Origin of the sequence: Streptomyces sp. NPDC005722 (genome assembly GCF_040630935.1) — a bacterium.
Lineage (GTDB): Bacteria > Actinomycetota > Actinomycetes > Streptomycetales > Streptomycetaceae > Actinacidiphila.
In genome coordinates this window covers 95,418-112,238 of the sequence record NZ_JBEXYN010000029.1, presented here as the reverse complement: position 1 = coordinate 112,238, position 16,821 = coordinate 95,418, and the positions used below count along the sequence as shown (strand labels likewise).

Annotated in this window: 21 protein-coding genes; 11 read left to right on the top strand and 10 right to left on the bottom strand. The window is 74.0% G+C overall.

The genetic code is table 11. From position 1 onward, the window contains the following. A partial coding sequence (gene zwf / locus ABZ479_RS28605; RefSeq protein WP_500464242.1) for a glucose-6-phosphate dehydrogenase occupies positions 1-1,334 on the bottom strand: 1,334 nt, incomplete at its 3' end. Between the two features lie 49 nt (positions 1,335-1,383). Continuing rightward, positions 1,384-1,797, bottom strand: a complete 414-nt coding sequence (locus tag ABZ479_RS28600) for an ankyrin repeat domain-containing protein (protein ID WP_500464241.1) — start codon at positions 1,795-1,797, stop codon at positions 1,384-1,386. A gap of 378 nt (positions 1,798-2,175) precedes the next feature. On the opposite strand from ABZ479_RS28600, the gene ABZ479_RS28595 reads away from it, so the two are divergent. Further along, the gene (locus tag ABZ479_RS28595) at positions 2,176-2,370 is read left to right on the top strand and encodes a hypothetical protein (RefSeq protein ID WP_018534760.1); all 195 of its coding nucleotides are present in this window, start codon (positions 2,176-2,178) and stop codon (positions 2,368-2,370) included. A 125-nt stretch (positions 2,371-2,495) separates the two neighbouring features. Beyond that, positions 2,496-4,118 (top strand): hypothetical protein, encoded by a 1,623-nt coding sequence (locus ABZ479_RS28590; protein ID WP_500464240.1) that lies wholly within the window; start codon positions 2,496-2,498, stop codon positions 4,116-4,118. 46 nt (positions 4,119-4,164) lie between these two features. Here the strand turns inward: ABZ479_RS28590 and ABZ479_RS28585 are convergent, their stop codons facing one another. Continuing rightward, positions 4,165-4,665: a metallophosphoesterase family protein gene (locus ABZ479_RS28585; RefSeq protein ID WP_500464239.1), complete on the bottom strand. Its 501-nt coding sequence runs from the start codon at positions 4,663-4,665 to the stop codon at positions 4,165-4,167. Between the two features lie 158 nt (positions 4,666-4,823). Here ABZ479_RS28585 and ABZ479_RS28580 point away from each other — a divergent pair, with 158 nt between their 5' ends. Both ABZ479_RS28580 and ABZ479_RS28575 read left to right on the top strand, forming a co-directional pair. Then, on the top strand, positions 4,824-5,270 hold the full coding sequence (locus ABZ479_RS28580) for an ATP-binding protein (RefSeq protein WP_500464238.1): 447 nt from the start codon (positions 4,824-4,826) through the stop codon (positions 5,268-5,270). A 129-nt stretch (positions 5,271-5,399) separates the two neighbouring features. Beyond that, entirely contained in the window at positions 5,400-6,425 is a 1,026-nt protein-coding gene (locus tag ABZ479_RS28575; RefSeq protein WP_500464237.1) for a GlxA family transcriptional regulator, read from the top strand. Positions 6,426-6,458: 33 nt separating this feature from the next. Here the strand turns inward: ABZ479_RS28575 and ABZ479_RS28570 are convergent, their stop codons facing one another. From ABZ479_RS28570 to ABZ479_RS28560, 3 genes are all read right to left on the bottom strand, one after another. Continuing rightward, the gene (locus tag ABZ479_RS28570; RefSeq protein ID WP_499600618.1) at positions 6,459-7,097 is read right to left on the bottom strand and encodes an HD domain-containing protein; all 639 of its coding nucleotides are present in this window, start codon (positions 7,095-7,097) and stop codon (positions 6,459-6,461) included. 152 nt (positions 7,098-7,249) lie between these two features. Then, complete coding sequence (locus tag ABZ479_RS28565; RefSeq protein WP_499600620.1) at positions 7,250-7,570, bottom strand: DUF4326 domain-containing protein; 321 nt, start codon at positions 7,568-7,570, stop codon at positions 7,250-7,252. Between the two features lie 49 nt (positions 7,571-7,619). Beyond that, complete coding sequence (locus ABZ479_RS28560) at positions 7,620-8,669, bottom strand: CobW family GTP-binding protein (RefSeq protein WP_500464236.1); 1,050 nt, start codon at positions 8,667-8,669, stop codon at positions 7,620-7,622. 161 nt (positions 8,670-8,830) lie between these two features. Here ABZ479_RS28560 and ABZ479_RS28555 point away from each other — a divergent pair, with 161 nt between their 5' ends. Then, positions 8,831-9,025, top strand: coding sequence for a hypothetical protein (locus ABZ479_RS28555; protein WP_018561578.1), 195 nt, complete (start codon positions 8,831-8,833; stop codon positions 9,023-9,025). A gap of 53 nt (positions 9,026-9,078) precedes the next feature. On the opposite strand, the gene ABZ479_RS28550 is transcribed toward ABZ479_RS28555, so the two are convergent. Further along, the gene (locus ABZ479_RS28550) at positions 9,079-9,303 is read right to left on the bottom strand and encodes a DUF397 domain-containing protein (protein WP_500464235.1); all 225 of its coding nucleotides are present in this window, start codon (positions 9,301-9,303) and stop codon (positions 9,079-9,081) included. A gap of 218 nt (positions 9,304-9,521) precedes the next feature. Next, entirely contained in the window at positions 9,522-9,746 is a 225-nt protein-coding gene (locus tag ABZ479_RS28545; RefSeq protein WP_500464234.1) for a DUF397 domain-containing protein, read from the bottom strand. Between the two features lie 203 nt (positions 9,747-9,949). Here ABZ479_RS28545 and ABZ479_RS28540 point away from each other — a divergent pair, with 203 nt between their 5' ends. Next, on the top strand, positions 9,950-10,162 hold the full coding sequence (locus tag ABZ479_RS28540) for a hypothetical protein (protein WP_500464233.1): 213 nt from the start codon (positions 9,950-9,952) through the stop codon (positions 10,160-10,162). Here ABZ479_RS28540 and ABZ479_RS28535 read toward each other — a convergent pair. After that, positions 10,135-11,139, bottom strand: coding sequence for a DNA polymerase Y family protein (locus tag ABZ479_RS28535; RefSeq protein WP_500464232.1), 1,005 nt, complete (start codon positions 11,137-11,139; stop codon positions 10,135-10,137). The two genes, ABZ479_RS28540 and ABZ479_RS28535, sit on opposite strands and share 28 nt — an antisense overlap. A 91-nt stretch (positions 11,140-11,230) precedes the next feature. On the opposite strand from ABZ479_RS28535, the gene ABZ479_RS28530 reads away from it, so the two are divergent. Next, complete coding sequence (locus ABZ479_RS28530) at positions 11,231-11,923, top strand: hypothetical protein (RefSeq protein WP_500464231.1); 693 nt, start codon at positions 11,231-11,233, stop codon at positions 11,921-11,923. 38 nt (positions 11,924-11,961) lie between these two features. Beyond that, positions 11,962-12,141: a hypothetical protein gene (locus ABZ479_RS28525; protein ID WP_499600628.1), complete on the top strand. Its 180-nt coding sequence runs from the start codon at positions 11,962-11,964 to the stop codon at positions 12,139-12,141. Positions 12,142-12,178: 37 nt separating this feature from the next. Here ABZ479_RS28525 and ABZ479_RS28520 read toward each other — a convergent pair whose 3' ends face one another. Then, positions 12,179-13,120: a DMT family transporter gene (locus ABZ479_RS28520; protein ID WP_500464230.1), complete on the bottom strand. Its 942-nt coding sequence runs from the start codon at positions 13,118-13,120 to the stop codon at positions 12,179-12,181. A gap of 214 nt (positions 13,121-13,334) precedes the next feature. On the opposite strand from ABZ479_RS28520, the gene ltaE reads away from it, so the two are divergent. The 3 genes from ltaE to ABZ479_RS28505 all read left to right on the top strand — a co-directional run bounded on the left by ltaE (position 13,335) and on the right by ABZ479_RS28505 (position 16,779). After that, positions 13,335-14,408, top strand: a complete 1,074-nt coding sequence (ltaE, locus tag ABZ479_RS28515; RefSeq protein WP_500464229.1) for a low-specificity L-threonine aldolase — start codon at positions 13,335-13,337, stop codon at positions 14,406-14,408. A gap of 168 nt (positions 14,409-14,576) precedes the next feature. Beyond that, on the top strand, positions 14,577-15,221 hold the full coding sequence (locus tag ABZ479_RS28510; protein ID WP_500464228.1) for a L,D-transpeptidase family protein: 645 nt from the start codon (positions 14,577-14,579) through the stop codon (positions 15,219-15,221). Positions 15,222-15,483: 262 nt separating this feature from the next. Continuing rightward, complete coding sequence (locus ABZ479_RS28505; RefSeq protein WP_500464227.1) at positions 15,484-16,779, top strand: RICIN domain-containing protein; 1,296 nt, start codon at positions 15,484-15,486, stop codon at positions 16,777-16,779. Positions 16,780-16,821: the final 42 nt, after the last annotated feature.

The following is a 16,821-nucleotide window of genomic DNA, read 5'->3' as shown; positions in this document are numbered from 1 at the left end:
CGCTCGTAGGCCTCCGGGCTGGACTCGGTGAAGGACTCGCCGTAGGCGAAGTCCATCGTCACGTCCCGGATCTCCATCGAGGTGCCCGGCACCTTCGAGCCGAAGCGCACGGTGACGCCCTCGTCCGGCTGGACCCGGATGACGAGGGCGTTCTGCCCCAGCTCCTGGGTGTCGGTGTGACTGAAGGGCAGGTGGGGCGCGCGCTGGAAGACGACCGCGATCTCGGTGACGCGGCGGCCCAGGCGCTTGCCGGTACGCAGGTAGAAGGGGACGCCCGCCCAGCGGCGGCTGTCGATCGCCAGTTTGATCGCGGCGTAGGTGTCGGTCTTGGACCCGGGGTCGATGCCCTCCTCCTCCAGGTAGCCGAGCACCTCCTCCCCGCCCTGCCAGCCGTGCGCGTACTGGCCGCGCACGGTGTGGGCGCCGAGGTCCTCGGGGGGCCGTACGGCCTGGAGGACCTTGAGCTTCTCGCGGACGAGGGACGTGGCGTCGAAGCCCGAGGGTTCCTCCATCGCGGTCAGCGCGAGGAGTTGGAGCAGGTGGTTCTGGATGACGTCGCGTGCGGCGCCGATGCCGTCGTAGTAGCCCGCGCGGCCGCCGATGCCGATGTCCTCGGCCATCGTGATCTGCACGTGGTCGACGTAGGAGCGGTTCCACAGCGGCTCGAACATCGCGTTCGCGAAGCGCAGCGCCAGGACGTTCTGGACGGTCTCCTTGCCGAGGTAGTGGTCGATCCGGAACACCTCGGCGGGCGGGAAGACCTGGTGGACCACCCGGTTGAGCTCCTGGGCGCTGGCCAGGCCGTGGCCGAAGGGCTTCTCGATGACGGCGCGCCGCCAGGAGCCTCGGGGAGGGTCGGACAGTCCGTGCTTCTTCAGCTGCTGGACCACGGTGGGGAAGAACTTGGGCGGCACCGAGAGGTAGAAGGCGAAGTTGCCGCTGGTGCCGCGGTCCTTGTCGAGTTCCTCCACGGTCGCGCGCAGCTTCTCGAAGGCGTCGTCGTCGCCGAAGTCGCCGGGCACGAAGCGCATTCCGGCGGAAAGTTCCGTCCAGACCTCCTCGCGGAAGGGGGTGCGCGCGTGCTCCTTGACGGAGTCGTGGACGACCTGCGCGAAGTCCTGGTCCGCCCAGTCGCGGCGGGCGAAGCCGACGAGCGAGAAGCCCGGCGGCAGCAGCCCGCGGTTGGCCAGGTCGTACACGGCGGGCATCAGTTTCTTGCGGGACAGGTCGCCCGTCACACCGAAGATCACCAGGCCGGACGGGCCCGCGATGCGCGGCAGCCGCCGGTCGGTTGGATCGCGCAGCGGATTCTTCCAGCTGTCGGTTTCCGTCATGGGTCCACTTCTCTTCATCGTGGGTACGGCGTCGTCGTGGCGGCCGGGGTCATGCGGCACCGAAGAGTTCCAGGAGTGCGTCCTTGCCGAACATGCGGGCCGTGTCGATGGCCGAGGGGGTGCCCGCTGCGGGGTCGGCGCCGCCGTCGAGGAGGACGCGGACCACCTCGTCCTCGCCCTTGAAGACGGCACCGGCGAGCGGCGTCTGACCGCGGTCGTTGGCGCGGTCGGGGTCCGCGCCGTGCCGCAGGAGGGCGGCCACGGTGGCGGCGTGGCCGTGGTAGGCCGCGAGCATGACGAGGGTGTCGCCCTTGTCGTTGGTGAGGTCGGCCGGCACACCGGCGTCCACGTACGCCGTCAGGGTCTGCGTGCCGCCCCGGCGGGCGAGGTCGAAGACCTCGGCGGCGAGTCGCAGGACGCCGGGGTCCTGGGCCGGGTCGTTCTGCGGGGTCGGCTCGCTCATCGTTCCTCACTGGAGGTGGCTGGTCGCCGTGCGCGGGAGGGGCCTTCGTGATCCACCCTAAGCGGCCTCAACGGCCCTGGCCTCGCCGGGCGGGCCGGCGCTGCGTGCCACGGCGGGGACGTGGACGGGACAAGAAGCCATGGCCGAAGCTTAACGATTTTGATCACTCGAACGGGCGACTTCGCTGCTCCGTCGGCGGGGCCTGCCACATGACACGCCGGACGACCGGCGAGGATCACACCGTAAGAAACAGTTCGGCAGAGCCGAAAGGGTGAACTTCCCTACAAATCACCCATTCGCCTCTTTTCAGAACATATTACTAACTGTAATTCTGGAACAACTCATGGTGACAGTCCCCATCACACAGGAGTAGCCCCCATGATCCTGTCCATCTCAGGCGTCGTCCTGCTCGGCATCATCGTCTTCCTGTTCTTCCGCAAGGACGGACTCAAGGCGTCCCACGCGCTCGTCTGCGCCCTCTTCGGCTTCTACCTCGCGGGCACCGCCATCGCCCCGAGCATCAAGGCCGGCGGGGCGAGCCTGGCGAGCCTCCTGGGCGGGATCAAGTTCTAGCGCGGCCGTTCCGCACGGCCGAACCACCACCGGGCCCGGCGCCGCTCCGCACCGGGCCCTTCCCGTCCGGTCCCGTCCCCTCCCTCCCGTCGTACCGTCCCCGCAACGATCCTCTGGAGCTCCCCGTGGTCCGGCGCACCCTCTCCGCCCTCCTGAGCAGCCGCCCCTCGCTCACCCGCGGCCGTGAGCTCGCGCGGGCCGCCGTCGACAGCACCACGGACGTCCTCCACCCGCTCTTCGTCATCGCGCGCGGGCTGCGCCGGCAGGCCGGCTGGGCACGCGAGTGGTGGGGCAGCACCCCCAAGGACCGCCGCGGACCGGCGCTGATGGCCTCCGTGGGCGCCGGGTTCCTCGTCCTGGTCCTGCTCCCCTACGGCGCCTACCTGCTGGTCGCCGCGCTGATGGGCTCCGCCGGCTGGATGGGCCGCGACCGCACCCCCGCACCGACCGGGCCGAGCGGCGCCGAGAACGACCGGCTGACCGCGCTGTACGAGGCCCTGGTGCCGTACCTGTCCGTGGCCGACGACCCCAGCCCGCTCTACGCCCACGACGGCAGCTGGGAGAACGCCTTCGGCGACCACGCCTTCGAGGACGGGCGGCTGGTCCGCCTGCACCTCAAGTACCCCGCCTACTTCACCGACGGCGAGCCCGCCGCCCGGGCCCGCGTCGAGCACGTGCTGCACGCCAAGGTGGGGCGGGGCCGCGAGTACCGCTTCGAGTGGAACGAGGAGGAGAACCACCTCACCCTCACCGCGCTCCCCCCGCTGCCCACGGACATCGCCGCCCAGCGCTTCGTCACCTCCCCCGGCGAGACGGTGCTCGGCTTCACCGACCCCGAGGCCGTGCAGCGCACCGTCCCGGTCGGGGACGGCGAGGACGTCAGGGACGCGCCGCCGGTGGTCTGGCGCACCGGACCGCGTTCCACCGAGCCGCACCTGCTCGCCCTCGGCCAGCCCGGCACGGGCACCACGACACTGCTGCGCTCCATCGCGCTCCAGGCCCTGCCGGAGGGCGACCTCGTGGTCGTCGACGGCAGCGGGACGGGCGAGTACGCGTTCCTGAGCGGGCGGCCCGGAGTGATGGCCGTCGAGAGCGGCCTCGCGGGGACGCTGGCCACCCTGGAGTGGGCGGCGCACGAGACCGAGCGCCGGCTGATCGCCGTCAACCGCGCCCGGCAGGCCGGCCGGACCGCTCCCGACGACGTACGGCGCCCGCTGTGGATCCTGGTCGACCGGCCGACGGTGCTCAGCCACCTCGCGCACGCCGAGAACCGCCCCGACCCGCAGGAACTGCTGGACACCCCGCTCCGGCACGGCCGCGCGGCCGGGGTGACCGTCGCCGTCGCCGACCACCTCGACGGCGCCGAGGCACTCGCCCAGGTGGTCGTCGCCCACACCAGGGCCCGGATGCTGCTGGGCGCGGTCACCGCGGAGCAGACCCAGGCGGTGCTCGGCGCGCCGCAGTGCTCGACGTCCGCCGCCGAGGTGCCGCCGGGCCGCGGTTACGTGCGGCTGGGCTCGGGCCCGGTGCTCCGGGTGCAGGTGCCGGCCACCCCGGACCCCTTCGACGAGGACGCCGGCGACGCGCACCGCCGGGCCGTCATGGCGCTGCTGCCGCCCGTGGACGCCGGCGGCGGCGCGGAACCCCGGGAGCGGGAGGCGGAGGCCGCCGAGGCCCCCGGTGCGGTCCGGCTCTCCGGGCACCCGGGCGCGGTCCGGCCGGCCGGCGACCCGGCGCTGGAGCACTAGAACCCCGGCGCCCCTGCCCGGGTCGGCGCCTCGGTCGGCGCCCCCGTCAGCGCCGCGGCAGTTCGTGCAGACGTACCTCGGTCAGCGCGCCCGCGGCCGCGACGGCGGTGAGGTAGGTGCCGTACGGCTGGCGCCTGCGGTCCGTCGGCGAACCGGGGTTGAGCAGCCGCAGCCCGCCCGGCGCCGTGCTGTCCCAGGGGATGTGGCTGTGCCCGAAGACCAGGACGTCGAGGTCGGGGAAGCGCTCCTCGCAACGGCGTTCGCGTCCCTGCGCCGGGCCGCTGTCGTGGACGACTCCGAAGCGCAGGCCGCCCAGCTCCGCCCGGGCGACCTCGGGCAGCCGCGCCCGCAGCCCCGGGCCGTCGTTGTTGCCGTACACGCCGATCACCCGGCGGGACCGCGCCTGCAGCAGGTCGAGCGTCGCGTCGTCCACCCAGTCGCCGGCGTGGAGGACGGCGTCGGCCTCGGGAATCCGGTCCAGGAGTTCGGCCGGAAGCTCCTTGGCACGTTTGGGCAGGTGTGTATCGGACATCACAAGAAGACGCACACGTCCACGCTATCCGCGCGGGGGGACGGGAGCGGTGCCGGGCACGGCGGCCGGAAGGGAGGCCGACGTCGCGGCGTGCCGCGCGGGGCGGCGTGGCCGGTGGGGCGACCCCGCGGTCGCCGGGACCGCGGGCCTCATCGATGAAGGGCCCACACGTCATGTGCGGTGACACCACCCCCACCCGTTCGGCGGAACTCGTGCAGCCCGCGGAGGCCGCCTACGTCGGCGCCGCGCGCCACTTCGCGTCCGAGCTGCTGGGGCTCTGGGGACTGGCCGCGGAGGACCGCATCGCCGCCGAGCTGATCGTCGACGAGCTCGCCGCGAACGCCGCGCGCCACGGCAGGGCGCAGATGTCGGTCCGGCTGTGCCTGCACGACGACGGCCTGGTCATCACCGTCACCGACAGCGGCGAGGCCCGGCACCACGACGGGGCCTCGCCCGACAGCACCCCGCCGGACGAGCACGGCCGCGGGCTGGAGATCGTGCGCAGGCTGGCCGGGTCCACCTGCATCCACGACGACGAGCGCGGCCGCCGCGTGGTGACCACGCGCCACCTCGCCCCGCTCCAGCGGTCCGTCGCGGGGGTCACCAGCCCGGCGTCGTAGGTGCCGGTGGACATGGGCGAGAATGACGGGCCGGACAGCGACGGGCGGTCCCAACGTGCCCGGGACGCGGCCCACATGGGTGCCCGCGGCCGTTCCGCCGGACACCCGCCCGCTCCAGGAGGAACGACCGTGACGTCCCGTGTGAAGCCGTCGGTGCCGCCGGGGGCCGCGTCGGTGGTGGCGCCGCACCGGGTGCTGGTGCTGCTGTTCGAGGGCCTGCAGTTGATGGACGTGACGGGTCCGCTGGACGTGTACACGGCGGCAAACGAGTACGGCGCCCGGTACGTGACGCGGACGGTGTCGCTGGACGGCCGGCCGGTGACGACGACCGCGGGGCTGCGGCTGGTGCCGGACCTGTCGCTGGAGGAGGTCGACTTCCCGGTCGACACGCTGCTCGTCCCCGGCCGCCCGGACTGGTGGGCGGCGGTGGCCGACACCGCGCTGGTGGACGGCATCACCCGGCTCGCGGACCGCTCCCGTACCGTCGCCTCGGTCTGCGCGGGCGCGTTCCCGCTGGCCGCGACCGGGCTGCTGGACGGACGCCGGGCCGCCACCCACTGGCGGCTGGCCGACGACCTCGCCGCCCGCTACCCCAAGGTGGAGGTCGACAGCGACGCGATCTTCGTCAGGGACGGCCGCTTCATCACCTCCGCGGGCATCAGCGCGGGCATCGACCTGGCCCTGTCCCTGGTCGAGGCCGACCTGGGACCGGACATCGCCCGCAAGGCCGCCAAGTTCCTGGTCGTCTTCATGGCACGTCCCGGCGGCCAGTCGCAGTTCAGCGTCCGGCAGAGCCCCCGGCACCCCGCCCACTCGGTGCTGCGCCGGGTCCTGGACCAGGTCGCCGCCGACCCCGCCGCCGACCACAGCCTGCCCGCCCTGGCCGCCCGGGCCGGGGTCAGCTCCCGCCACTTGACCCGGCTCTTCCGCACCGAGACCGGCGGCACCGCCGCCCAGTACGTCGAACGCGCCCGCGTCGAGGCCGCCCAGGCCCTGCTGGAGGCCGGCGACGAAGCCCTCGACACCGTCGCCCGCCGCAGCGGCTTCGGCTCCGAGGAGACCATGCGCCGCGCCTTCCGCCGCCGCCTGGGCGTCAGCCCCGGCGCCTACCGCGACCGCTTCCGCACCACCCGCCCCCACGGCACCCGCGAGTGACGGCCGCGGGCACCGGGGGACACCGGCGCGGGGTCACTCCGCCCAGGGGGACTGCAGGATGGTGTCCACGAAGTTCCCGCGGACGAAGCCCGGCACGAAACGCTCCAGCACGTCGGCCTTGACGTTGCCGAACGTCGTGTCGGGGCGCGGCGCGATGCCGTGGGTGAACTCCTTGAGGATGTTGTTCTTGAAGTCGGGCCGCGGGTGGACGGCCACGACCGCCTCGCGCTCCTCGGGCGTGATCTCGTCGTACCCGATGCCGAGGACGTCGACCTCGACGCCCGAGGTGACCAGCGCGATCTCGGGCGCCATGTGCCACGGGATCTCCGGGGTGGTGTGCAGCGCGATCGCCTCCCACACCAGCCGCGCGCGGTCCGCGGGGACGTCGTGCTCCAGCAGGAAGCGGCGGGCCTCGTCGGCGCCGTCGATCTCGAAGCGCTGGTCGGTCCTGGCGTAGGTGTCGGTCAGCCCGAGGTCGTGGAAGAGGGCGCCGACGTACAGCAGCTCGGGGTCGACGTCCCACCCGCGGTTGCGGCCGCGCATCGACGCCCAGAAGTACACCCGGCGGGAGTGGTGGTAGACCACCGGGTCGGCGGCCTTCCGCACCAGTTCGGTCGCCTCCGCCACGAGCCGGGTGTCGGGGACCTCGATGTCCGCGATGATTTCAGCCACGTCGAATCTCCTGACAGGATTCCGGGTTCCGCCGGCCTCCGGGCGGGGCGCCCGGTGCCGATGGGTCCATCCTCGGACGGGACGGCCGGGCCCGCCGGACGCGGTACGGACGCGCGACCCTCGGATCGGGACACGCGGCCGCCGGGGCGGAATCAGGCGGCGTCGGCGAGTTCCGCGATGACCTGCGCGTGGCACGGTTCGGGCACGCACCAGCAGCCGAGCCTGCGGCCGCGCAGCGCGGGCAGCATCGCGAGCAGGTCGGGGCGGCCCAGCAGGTGTTCGCGGTACTTCTCCAGCACCTCCCGGCGGGTGCCGTCGGGCCCCGGCCGGTAGGGGCTGGCCAGCGGGGATCCGGGCAGGTGCCATCCGCCGCGGTGCATCGGGCGGCCGACGTAGACGACGTCCGCGTACGCCGGGTCGTCGCGGTGGCCCTTGAGGTTGACGACGGTGGTCCGGGGCTCGGTGTCGCTCATGGCCTGTTCCTTCCTGGGCGCCGGGTCCCGGGCGCCGGTGCGGGCCGCGTCAGGGGCGGACGTAGCGCAGCACGCCGAGCATGGCGTCCTCGGCGAGTTCCTCGCCCGGGCCGGCGACGCACGCGTCGAGCCCCTTGCGCAGGGCGCCGGCGTCGAGCCCCGCACCGATCATGACCAGGCGGGTGGCGCGGGACTCGCCCCGCGACCACGGGGACGGCAGGAAGCGCAGGAAGCCACCGACGGCGTGCAGCGTGTACTTCTGCCGGTGGGCGGGCGGGGCGAAGCGCACGAAGCCCTTCATCCGGTAGAGCCCGGCGGGCCTGCCGTCGAGGAACTCCATCAGCCGGCGCGGGTGCAGCGGCGCCTCGGAGGTGAACTCCACGCTGTCGTAGGCCGCGTGGAGGTGGCCGGTGTGGTCGCCGTCCGCGGGGTGCCCGTGCCCGTCGTCCGCGTACAGCTCCTCGAAGGTCAACTGGCGGGCGGCCGTGCCGTCCTCCGTACGCGGCCGGGGCTCGAAGAGGAGGGCGGGGTCCACCCGTCCGTGGGCGGCCTCGACGAGTGGCGTACCGGGGGCGAGGGCGGTCAGCGCCTCGCGGACCCGCCGGCGGCCCGCGGCGTCCACGCGGTCGCCCTTGTTGAGGACGACGAGGTCGGCGGCCCGCACGTGGCGGTCGAGTTCGGGGTGGCGGGCGCGCACGGCCTCGAACTCGGCGGCGTCGACGACCTCGACCAGCCCGCCGTAGGTGACGGCGCTGCCGGTGCCCGCGAGCAGCAGCCGGATCATGCCCTGGGGCTCGGCGAGGCCGCTCGCCTCGATGACGATGACGTCGATGCGGGCCTGCGGGCGCGAGAGCCGGGCGAGCATCTCGTCCATCTCCGTGGCGTCCACCGCGCAGCACAGGCAGCCGTTGTCGAGGGCCACCATGGAGTCCACCTGGCCGGCGACGGAAAGCGCGTCGATGTTGATGCTGCCGAAGTCGTTGACGATCACGCCGATGCGGGTGCCGCCGCTGTTGCGCAGGAGGTGGTTGAGGAGCGTGGTCTTTCCCGAGCCCAGGAATCCCGCGATGACGACGACCGGAATCCGTTGCTTGGCCAAGGCTTCCTCTCCGGGTCGGGCTGCCGGGCCCCTCATCGTAAGCCCCGCGCACCCCGGGATGCTTCGTGCGGGTGAACCGGCGCCGGGCGCAGAACCGCGGCGGGGGCGGTGGGGTCTTCCGACGCGTCCACGGGGATGGCCTGACGACGAAGGAGGCGCCCATGGCGGAGCAGGAGGCGGACCGCGGCACGGTGCTGGTGTGCATCGCGGCGGAGGACGAGGAGACGGCCTACCGCATCGTCGACCTGATCTCCGGGCGGCACCCGGCGACGGAACCGCAACTGCGGCACACCCGCGAGGGCGTGGTGGCGTGCGCGCTGCGGGCCCAGACGCTGCGGGTGCTGGGCGACGCGTGAAAGGCTCGGCGGGCCGGTCCGGCCGGCCCGCCGAGCGAGGGGAACGACACGCCCTAGCCGAACTCGCCCTCGCGCACACCCTCCCGGAACGCCGTCCACTCCCGCGCGGTGAACCGCAGGGGCGGCAGGTCCTTGTTCTGGGAATCACGGATGGCGACGGCCCCGTCGCCGAGGTCCGCGACCTCGACGCACTCCGGCAGATAGCCGCTCTTGCTGCTCTTGACCCAGCGCGCTGCAGTCAGGTCCCGCGCGTACAGGTCGGCCTTTCGGTCGTGCATGGGGAACCTCCGTTCGAGGTTCGGTCTCGCTTACCCTCCCCACCCTCGCCCCGGCCCCTCCCGTGACGCAACCGCCGAAGCAGGTGGTTGCCTGAGGCAACCGTATGCCCGAGGCTCCGCGGTCCGCGACCGGCCCAGTGACCGCATCGGCCCGGCCCGCCGGAGCGGTCGTGCGACCCCGGCGGACCGGCCCGTCAAACCGGTGTCAACGCGGCGGCCTAACCGAACTCACCGTCGCGCACACCCTCCCGGAACGCCGTCCATTCCTCCGCGGTGAACCGCAGCGGCGGCAGGTCCGTGTTCTCGGAGTCACGGATCGCGACGGCTCCGCCGGCGAGTTCCGCCACCTCGACGCAGGTTTCCCGGTAGGGGCTCTTGCTGCTCTTGACCCAGCGCGCCTCCGCGAGGTCGCGCCTGTACAGGTCGGCCTTTCTCGCTTGCATGAGAAGCTCCGTTCGATGCCCGATCGGATGTTCCCCCTTCCCACCCTCGTCCCGCAGCACCCGCCTCGCAACCGGCGCCGCGCCCGGGATCGGCGCGGAGCACCGTGTCGGTTCAAGTGCGCACGGGCACAGGCATTCTGACGGTCCGTCGAGCACCGGTTGCGCCCTGTCGCGAAACGCCGCGACGCGGCAGTATCGAACGCATGGCGGCATCATCGGGGTGCGAGGTGTGCGGGCGGGAGGACGACACCGTCCGCGACTGCGGCATCCGTCATCTCCCGCTCGCCGTGTGCGACGCGTGCTTCGGGGACATGGCACGAGCCCGGCGCGGACCGCTGCCGCGTCCGCTGGACGGCGCGGAGGTCATGGCCGCCGTACTGGAGGCGCTTCACGAGGACAGCCGGCGCTCCTCCTGAGCGGTGCCGGGCGCGGGCGGATCCGCGAAGGTCGACGGCAGCACGGCCCGGCCGCGGCCCGCACCGACCGGCACGGCGCGCGCCCGGTACGGATCGGCCGCGGACAGCCCCTCGGCGCGCAGGGCCACGGCCCGCACGGGGGCGCCGTGCGGGCCGAGGGCCTCGTGCATGGCGAAGGCGGCCTCGGCGAGTTCGCCGGGGTCGGAGGTGGGCTCCGGCAGGGTGCGGCTGCGGCTGACGGACGAGCCGCCGGCGAGCCGGACGGTCAGGGTGAGCGCGGTGGCGGTACGGCCGGTGCTGCGGAGCCGGTCACCGAGGCCCAGCCCGAGTTCGAGCACGGCCCGGCTCAGCGCGCCGCGGTCGATGGGGTCGGTGGTGTCGGCGGTGAAGAGCCGGTCCGCGGCGAGTGAGCCCGGCGGGTGCTCCGGGGTGATCGGCGCGGGGTCCAGGCCGTGCGCGCGTTCCCACACGCCACGCCCCGGAACGGCGCCGAGGAGGGCCTGGACGTCGGGCAGCGGCGCGGCGGCGACCTTGCCGACCGTCTCCAGCCCGGCCGCGGCCAGCGTCCGGACGGCCTCCGCGGTGATCCCGGGAAGGGCCGCGACCGGCTGGACGCGCAGGAAGTCGGCGACGGCCCGCGGATCGGAGTCGACGGCGCGGATCCGGCCGGCGAGGACGTCGTGGGCGGCCATGGCGGCGACCGTGCGGCTCCCGGCGACGCCGATCGTCGGGCTCACGTCGTACAGGGCCGAGGCCCGGGTGCTGATCATGAGGGCCAGCTGCTCGGGCAGCAGCCCGTAGAAGCTCACCGCGGAGCGCACGTCCGCCACGACCGCGTCCGGCGGCTCGGCGCGGACGACGGGGGTGAACTGGCCGACGAGAGCGGTCAGCGCCGCGAGCGTCGCCGGGTCGGCCCCGCCGCAGCGGATGTACAGCACGCAGGGCCCGGGGTCCTGGTGCGGCTCGGCTTCGACCATGGTGTGTCCGCCTCCACCTCGTTCGAACAACTGCTCGATTTCGAGTGTAGGGCATTCCGGCTGCCCGCGTCCGGCTCATAGGGTGCTTCGCATGACACTGACCGCCGTCCAGCGCCGCGCCCTGCTGGAGTCCGACGCCGACACCGGCCAGCTGAGCGCCCGCGAACCGACCTGCGCCGCGCTGACCAGGCAGGGTCTCGCCGTGCGCTACGGCCGTACCGGCGGCTACTACCTCACGCAGGAGGGCCGCCGGGTCCGCACCGAACTGGCCCGCGGGGAGATCCCCGAGGCGGGGACGGGGACGGCGGCGGAGGAGGCGCCGGCGGAGGCGCCGGCCCGGGACGCCGAGCGCGGCTTCGCCGCCGACGACGGGCACGGCACGGCCGGCGCCGCCCCCGGCCGTGCCGCCGAGGTCGCCTCCGCCTGGTCGGGGCTGCTGGAGATCCGCCGCGTCCTGCAGGACGGCGACACCGCGCGGCCCGCGCCCTGGGAGCGCGAGCGCCTCGTCCACGCCGTCGCCCTGGCCCTGGAGGCGGACGGCCGGCCCCCGTCCGCGCGCGACGCCGCCGGGCGCCCGTCGGTCACCGGCTACGCCGTCGGGCCCTCCGCCCAGAGCGGGGTCGCCGAGGTCTCCTGGCACTCCCCCGCCGGGGCCGCCCCGGGCACCGCCGAGGCCGAACTGGACCGGTGCCGGCGCGTCCTGGAGGCGTACGGCTGGCAGAGCACGCTCCACCACGACCGCCGTCGGAGGGCGTTCCTGCTGGTCTCGCCCCGCCGGGCCTGAGGGAGCAGGATGGAGGCAGCGACCGTAGGAGGTCCGCCATGAAGTCCACGTCCTCGGACGCCGATCCGTACCTGTACGCCGGGACCCCCTCCCAGGCGGAGGGCGAGCGGATCTACGACGACGCCGAGCGCAGCACGATGGAGATCCACCCGGACGTGCCCCGGACGACCCCCTCCCAGGCGGAGGGCGAGCGCACGGACGACCTCCCGCCCGGATGACCCGGGGCGGGGCGCGGCCGCCGGGCAGGCCCGTGCGTCAGCGATCCCTGCCGGAGAGCACCGCCAGGGCGAGGACGAGGACGGCCAGTCCCGCCCAGGACAGCGGCGTCGGCCGCTCCCCCAGCACGGCCACCCCGAGCAGGGCGGCCACGGCGGGCTCGGCGAGGGTGAGCGTGGTGGCGACGGACGGCGGTGTGTGCCGCAGGCCGTGCCCGAAGAGCCGGTAGGCCAGGAAGGTCGTCAGCACCGCGAGGTGCAGGACGACGCCTGCGCCACGGGGTGTGGCGAGCCAGACCACACCCGTGATGACCACCACCGGCAGGGTCAGCAGCCCGGCGGAACCGAAGAGCACCCCCATCACCGCGCCCGGCGCCTGCCCGCGGCCGATGAAGTGGCCACCGACCAGGGAGTACACCGCGTACGAGAGCCCGGCCAGGGCTGCCAGGGCCACCCCCGCGGCGTCCGTGCGCGCCGCGGGGCCCGCGTCCGCGCCGCCCAGCACCAGCAGCCCGCAGCCGAGCACGGCCACGGCCGTCGCGGCGGCCCAGCGGCGGCTGGGGCGGTGTGCGCCCGCGGCCCAGGCCAGCAGTCCGGTGAAGACCGGTGCGCTCCCCAGGGCGATGACCGTGGCCACGGCGACCCCGGTACGGGAGACGGCCGGGTAGAAGGCGAGGGGGTAGCCGGCGACGGCCAGGGCGCCGACGGCCAGCAGCGCGGCTCCGGAGCGGCCCGCGGCGCGCAGCAGGGTCCGCGCCCCGCGGGCGCCCGCCAGGAGCAGGAGCCCGCCGAGGGTGAGCCCGGCGCCGCCGACCGCCGCGGGCGGGGCGCCTGCGGGCGCGAAGGAAGCGGCGGTCCCGGTGGTGCCCCACAGCAGGGCGGCGGTGAGGATCGGCAGCGCGCCGTGGACGGAGCGCTGCCGGGCGGCGGCAGCGGGCGCGAGCGGGCGTCCGGGGGCGAGGGAGGGGGTGTGGTCCGGCACGGGGGCGGCCTTTCGTCACGTCACGCATCGAGGGAAGCGGATCCGGGACGGGCGCACCCTGGACCGCCCCTGGTGGCCGGGCGGCCTGCCGGGGACGGTGGGTCGGGTCCTTCAGTGAGTGCGCCCGGTCAGGCGCACAGCGGCGGAAGGACGACGTGCCAGTGGGAATTCACCCGACGATCCTACCGAAGGGCGGGCATGGCAGGGTGAACGCATGCCGATCACTGATGTCACCGATGAGCAGCCCGGACGGGTCATCGACCTGCGGAGCGACACCGTCACGCGGCCCGGCGCGGCCATGCGCCGCGCCATGGCGGAGGCCGAGGTGGGCGACGACGTCTTCGCCGACGACCCCACCGTGAACGCCCTCCAGGACCGGATCGCGGAGCGGCTCGGCTTCGAGGCCGCGCTGTTCGTCTCCTCCGGGACGCAGAGCAACCTGTGCGCGCTGCTGACGCACTGCGGCCGCGGTGACGAGTACATCGCCGGGCAGTCGGCGCACGTGTACCGCTGGGAGGGCGGCGGCGGTGCCGTGCTCGGCGGGATCCAGCCGCAGCCGCTCCCCCACCGGGCGGACGGGACGCTGGACCCGGCCGACATCGCGGCCGCGGTGAAGCCGGACGACCCGCACTTCCCCCGCACCCGGCTGCTGTGCCTGGAGGACACCATCGGCGGCCGGGTCGTCCCCGTGGACTACCTGCGGGCCGCGACGGGGCTGGCGCGCGAGCACGGGCTGGCCACGCACCTCGACGGCGCCCGGCTGTTCAACGCCGCGGTGGCCGCGGGCGGCGACCCGTACGAGCAGGCGCGGCTGATCGCCGGCCACTTCGACAGCGTCTCGGTCTGCTTCAGCAAGGGCCTGGGCGCCCCGGTCGGCTCCGCGCTGCTGGGCAGCCGGGAGTTCGTGGCGCGGGCGCTGCGCTGGCGCAAGGCGCTCGGCGGCGGGATGCGGCAGGCGGGCATCCTGGCCGCGGGAGCGCTGTACGCGCTGGAGCACCAGGTGGTGCGGCTCGCCGAGGACCACGCGAACGCGGCGCTGTTCGCGGAGGGGATCAAGGGCGTGCCGGGCCTGCTGGTGGGCGACGCCCAGACCAACATGGTCTTCGCCGAGCCGGCGCCGGGGGTCTCCGCCGAGCAGGTCCAGGAGCGCCTCGCGCGGCACGGGCTGCGCTGCGCCGGCTACCCCGGACTGCTGCGCTTCGTCTTCCACCTGGACGTGTCGCGGGCCGACACCGAGGAGGCCGTCCGCATCGTGCGTGCGGCCCTGGAGGACGCCCCGCGGGGCTGACGGGCCGTCACCGCCACTTCCCGCACCGGCCGTTCCGCAACCTCCGGTGCCTCCCGGTTGTCCTAGGGGGTGAGGCCGTCGCGCGACGGCCTCACCGGGGAAGGGGAAGCGATGAGAGCGGGAGCGTCAGCGGGACGACGGGCGGGGGCCGCCCTCGCGGTGGCGGTGATGGCCGTGACACCGGTCGTGGCGGGGGGCGGCACGGCACAGGCCGCGTCGTGCACGACGAGCAAGGGGCCCTACCAGAAGCAGGTGGAGAAGTTCCTGGGCCGGCCGGTGGACGGCAAGCAGTCGGCGGCCGACTGCAAGGCGACACGGGCCTTCCAGACGAAGTACGGGATATCCCCGAACATCGGCTACGCGGGCCCGGTGACCTGGGGCGTCATGAAGATCATGAACTCCCAGAAGGCCGCGGGCAGCAATCCCAACAAGGCCGGCAAGTGCCCCACCAACAAGGGGCGGATCGCGTGCGTGGACCTCACGCGGCAGCTGAGCTGGATACAGGACGGCAAGAAGCTGACGTTCGGGCCGGTCCCGGTGCGGACGGGCCGCAACGGCTACGAGACCCGCACCGGTTCCAAGAAGGTCTACTGGCGCCACAAGGACCACTGGTCGACGCTGTACAACGTGGCGATGCCGTACAGCCAGTTCTTCGACGGCGGGCAGGCGTTCCACTCGATCGCGGGGAGCGTGTGGTCGCCGCCGGGGTCGCACGGCTGCGTCAACATGCGCAGCGGCGACGCCAAGAAGTACTGGAGCCTGCTGAAGAACGGTGACGACGTGTACGTGTACGGGCGCAAGCCCGGTACGTGACGCGTCGCGGCGCCGGCGGGTGGGGGCGGGCGGGACCGGGCCGGGGGGATCCCCGGTCGGGACCGCCCGCCCCTTCTTGGTCCAGACCTCTTGACGGGGTCAGGGGGCGGCAGTTCAATCACGGCGTGAACTAAGGCTTGAACGAAGGCGGACGGGAATCCTCGCGCCCCCACGCACGAGGGTTCAAGACATGTCAGGTGCATGACTGACATAGCGCACCCCGTCCGCCACCCCCCGCGACCGCCCCGAAAGGCAGCGCCCTGTGAAGGCACTCCCCCCACGCCCCCGCCCGCTCCGGCGCCCGCGCGCCCGCGGCCTGTTCGCCGCCGCCACCGCCGGGCTCCTCGCCCTCGCGGCCCTGACCACCACCGGCCCCGCCGACCACCCCCTGCCCGCGGCCCCCGCCGCCACCGCCGCCGTCACCACCTTCGCCGACGAGTTCGACGGCGCGGCCGGCAGCGCCGTGGACGGCGGCAAGTGGCAGGTCGAGACCGGCGACAACGTCAACAACCACGAGCGGCAGTACTACACCGCCGGGAACCGCAACGCCGCCCTCGACGGCCAGGGCCACCTCGTCATCACCGCCCGCAAGGAGAATCCCGCCGGCTACCAGTGCTGGTACGGCAGTTGCCAGTACACCTCCGCCCGGCTCAACACCGCGGGCCGCTTCACCACCACCTACGGCCACGTCGAGACCCGCATGAAGGTCCCGCGCGGCCAGGGCATGTGGCCCGCGTTCTGGATGCTGGGCAACGACATCGGCGACGTCGGCTGGCCCGCCAGCGGCGAGATCGACATCATGGAGAACGTCGGCTTCGAGCCCGGCACCGTCCACGGCACGATCCACGGCCCCGACTACTTCGGCTCCGGCGGCATCGGCGCCGGCTACACCCTGCCGGGCGGCCAGGCCTTCGCCGACGCGTTCCACACCTTCGCCGTCGACTGGAACCCGGACTCGATCACCTGGTCCGTCGACGGCACGGTCTACCAGCGGCGCACCCCGGCCGACCTCGGCGGCCGCCGGTGGGTGTTCAACAAGCCGTTCTTCGTCATCCTCAACCTCGCGGTGGGCGGCTACTGGCCGGGCGACCCCGACGGCAGCACCGCCTTCCCGCAGCAACTGGTCGTCGACTACGTCCGTGTCACCACCTCCGACGGCGGGAGCGGGGGCGGCACGACCGGCCGCATCACGGGCCTGGCCGGCAAGTGCGTCGACGTCGCCGGGGCCGGCACCGCCAACGGCACCCCCGTCCAGCTCTACGACTGCAACGGCACCGCCGCCCAGCAGTGGACCGCCGCGTCCGACGGCACCCTGCGCGCCCTGGGCAAGTGCCTGGACGTCAAGGACTTCGGCACCGCCGACGGGTCCCAGCTGCAACTGTGGGACTGCGCCGGGAGCACCAACCAGAAGTGGGTGCTCAGCGGGGCCCGGGACATCGTCAACCCGGCGGCGAACAAGTGCCTGGACGTCGCGGGCAACAACTCCGCCAACGGCACCAGGCTGCAGCTGTGGACCTGCACCGGCGGCGCCAACCAGAAATGGACGCTGACGCCCTGACCTCCTGACGCCCTCGCGCCCGGGGCCCGGGCCCAGAACCCC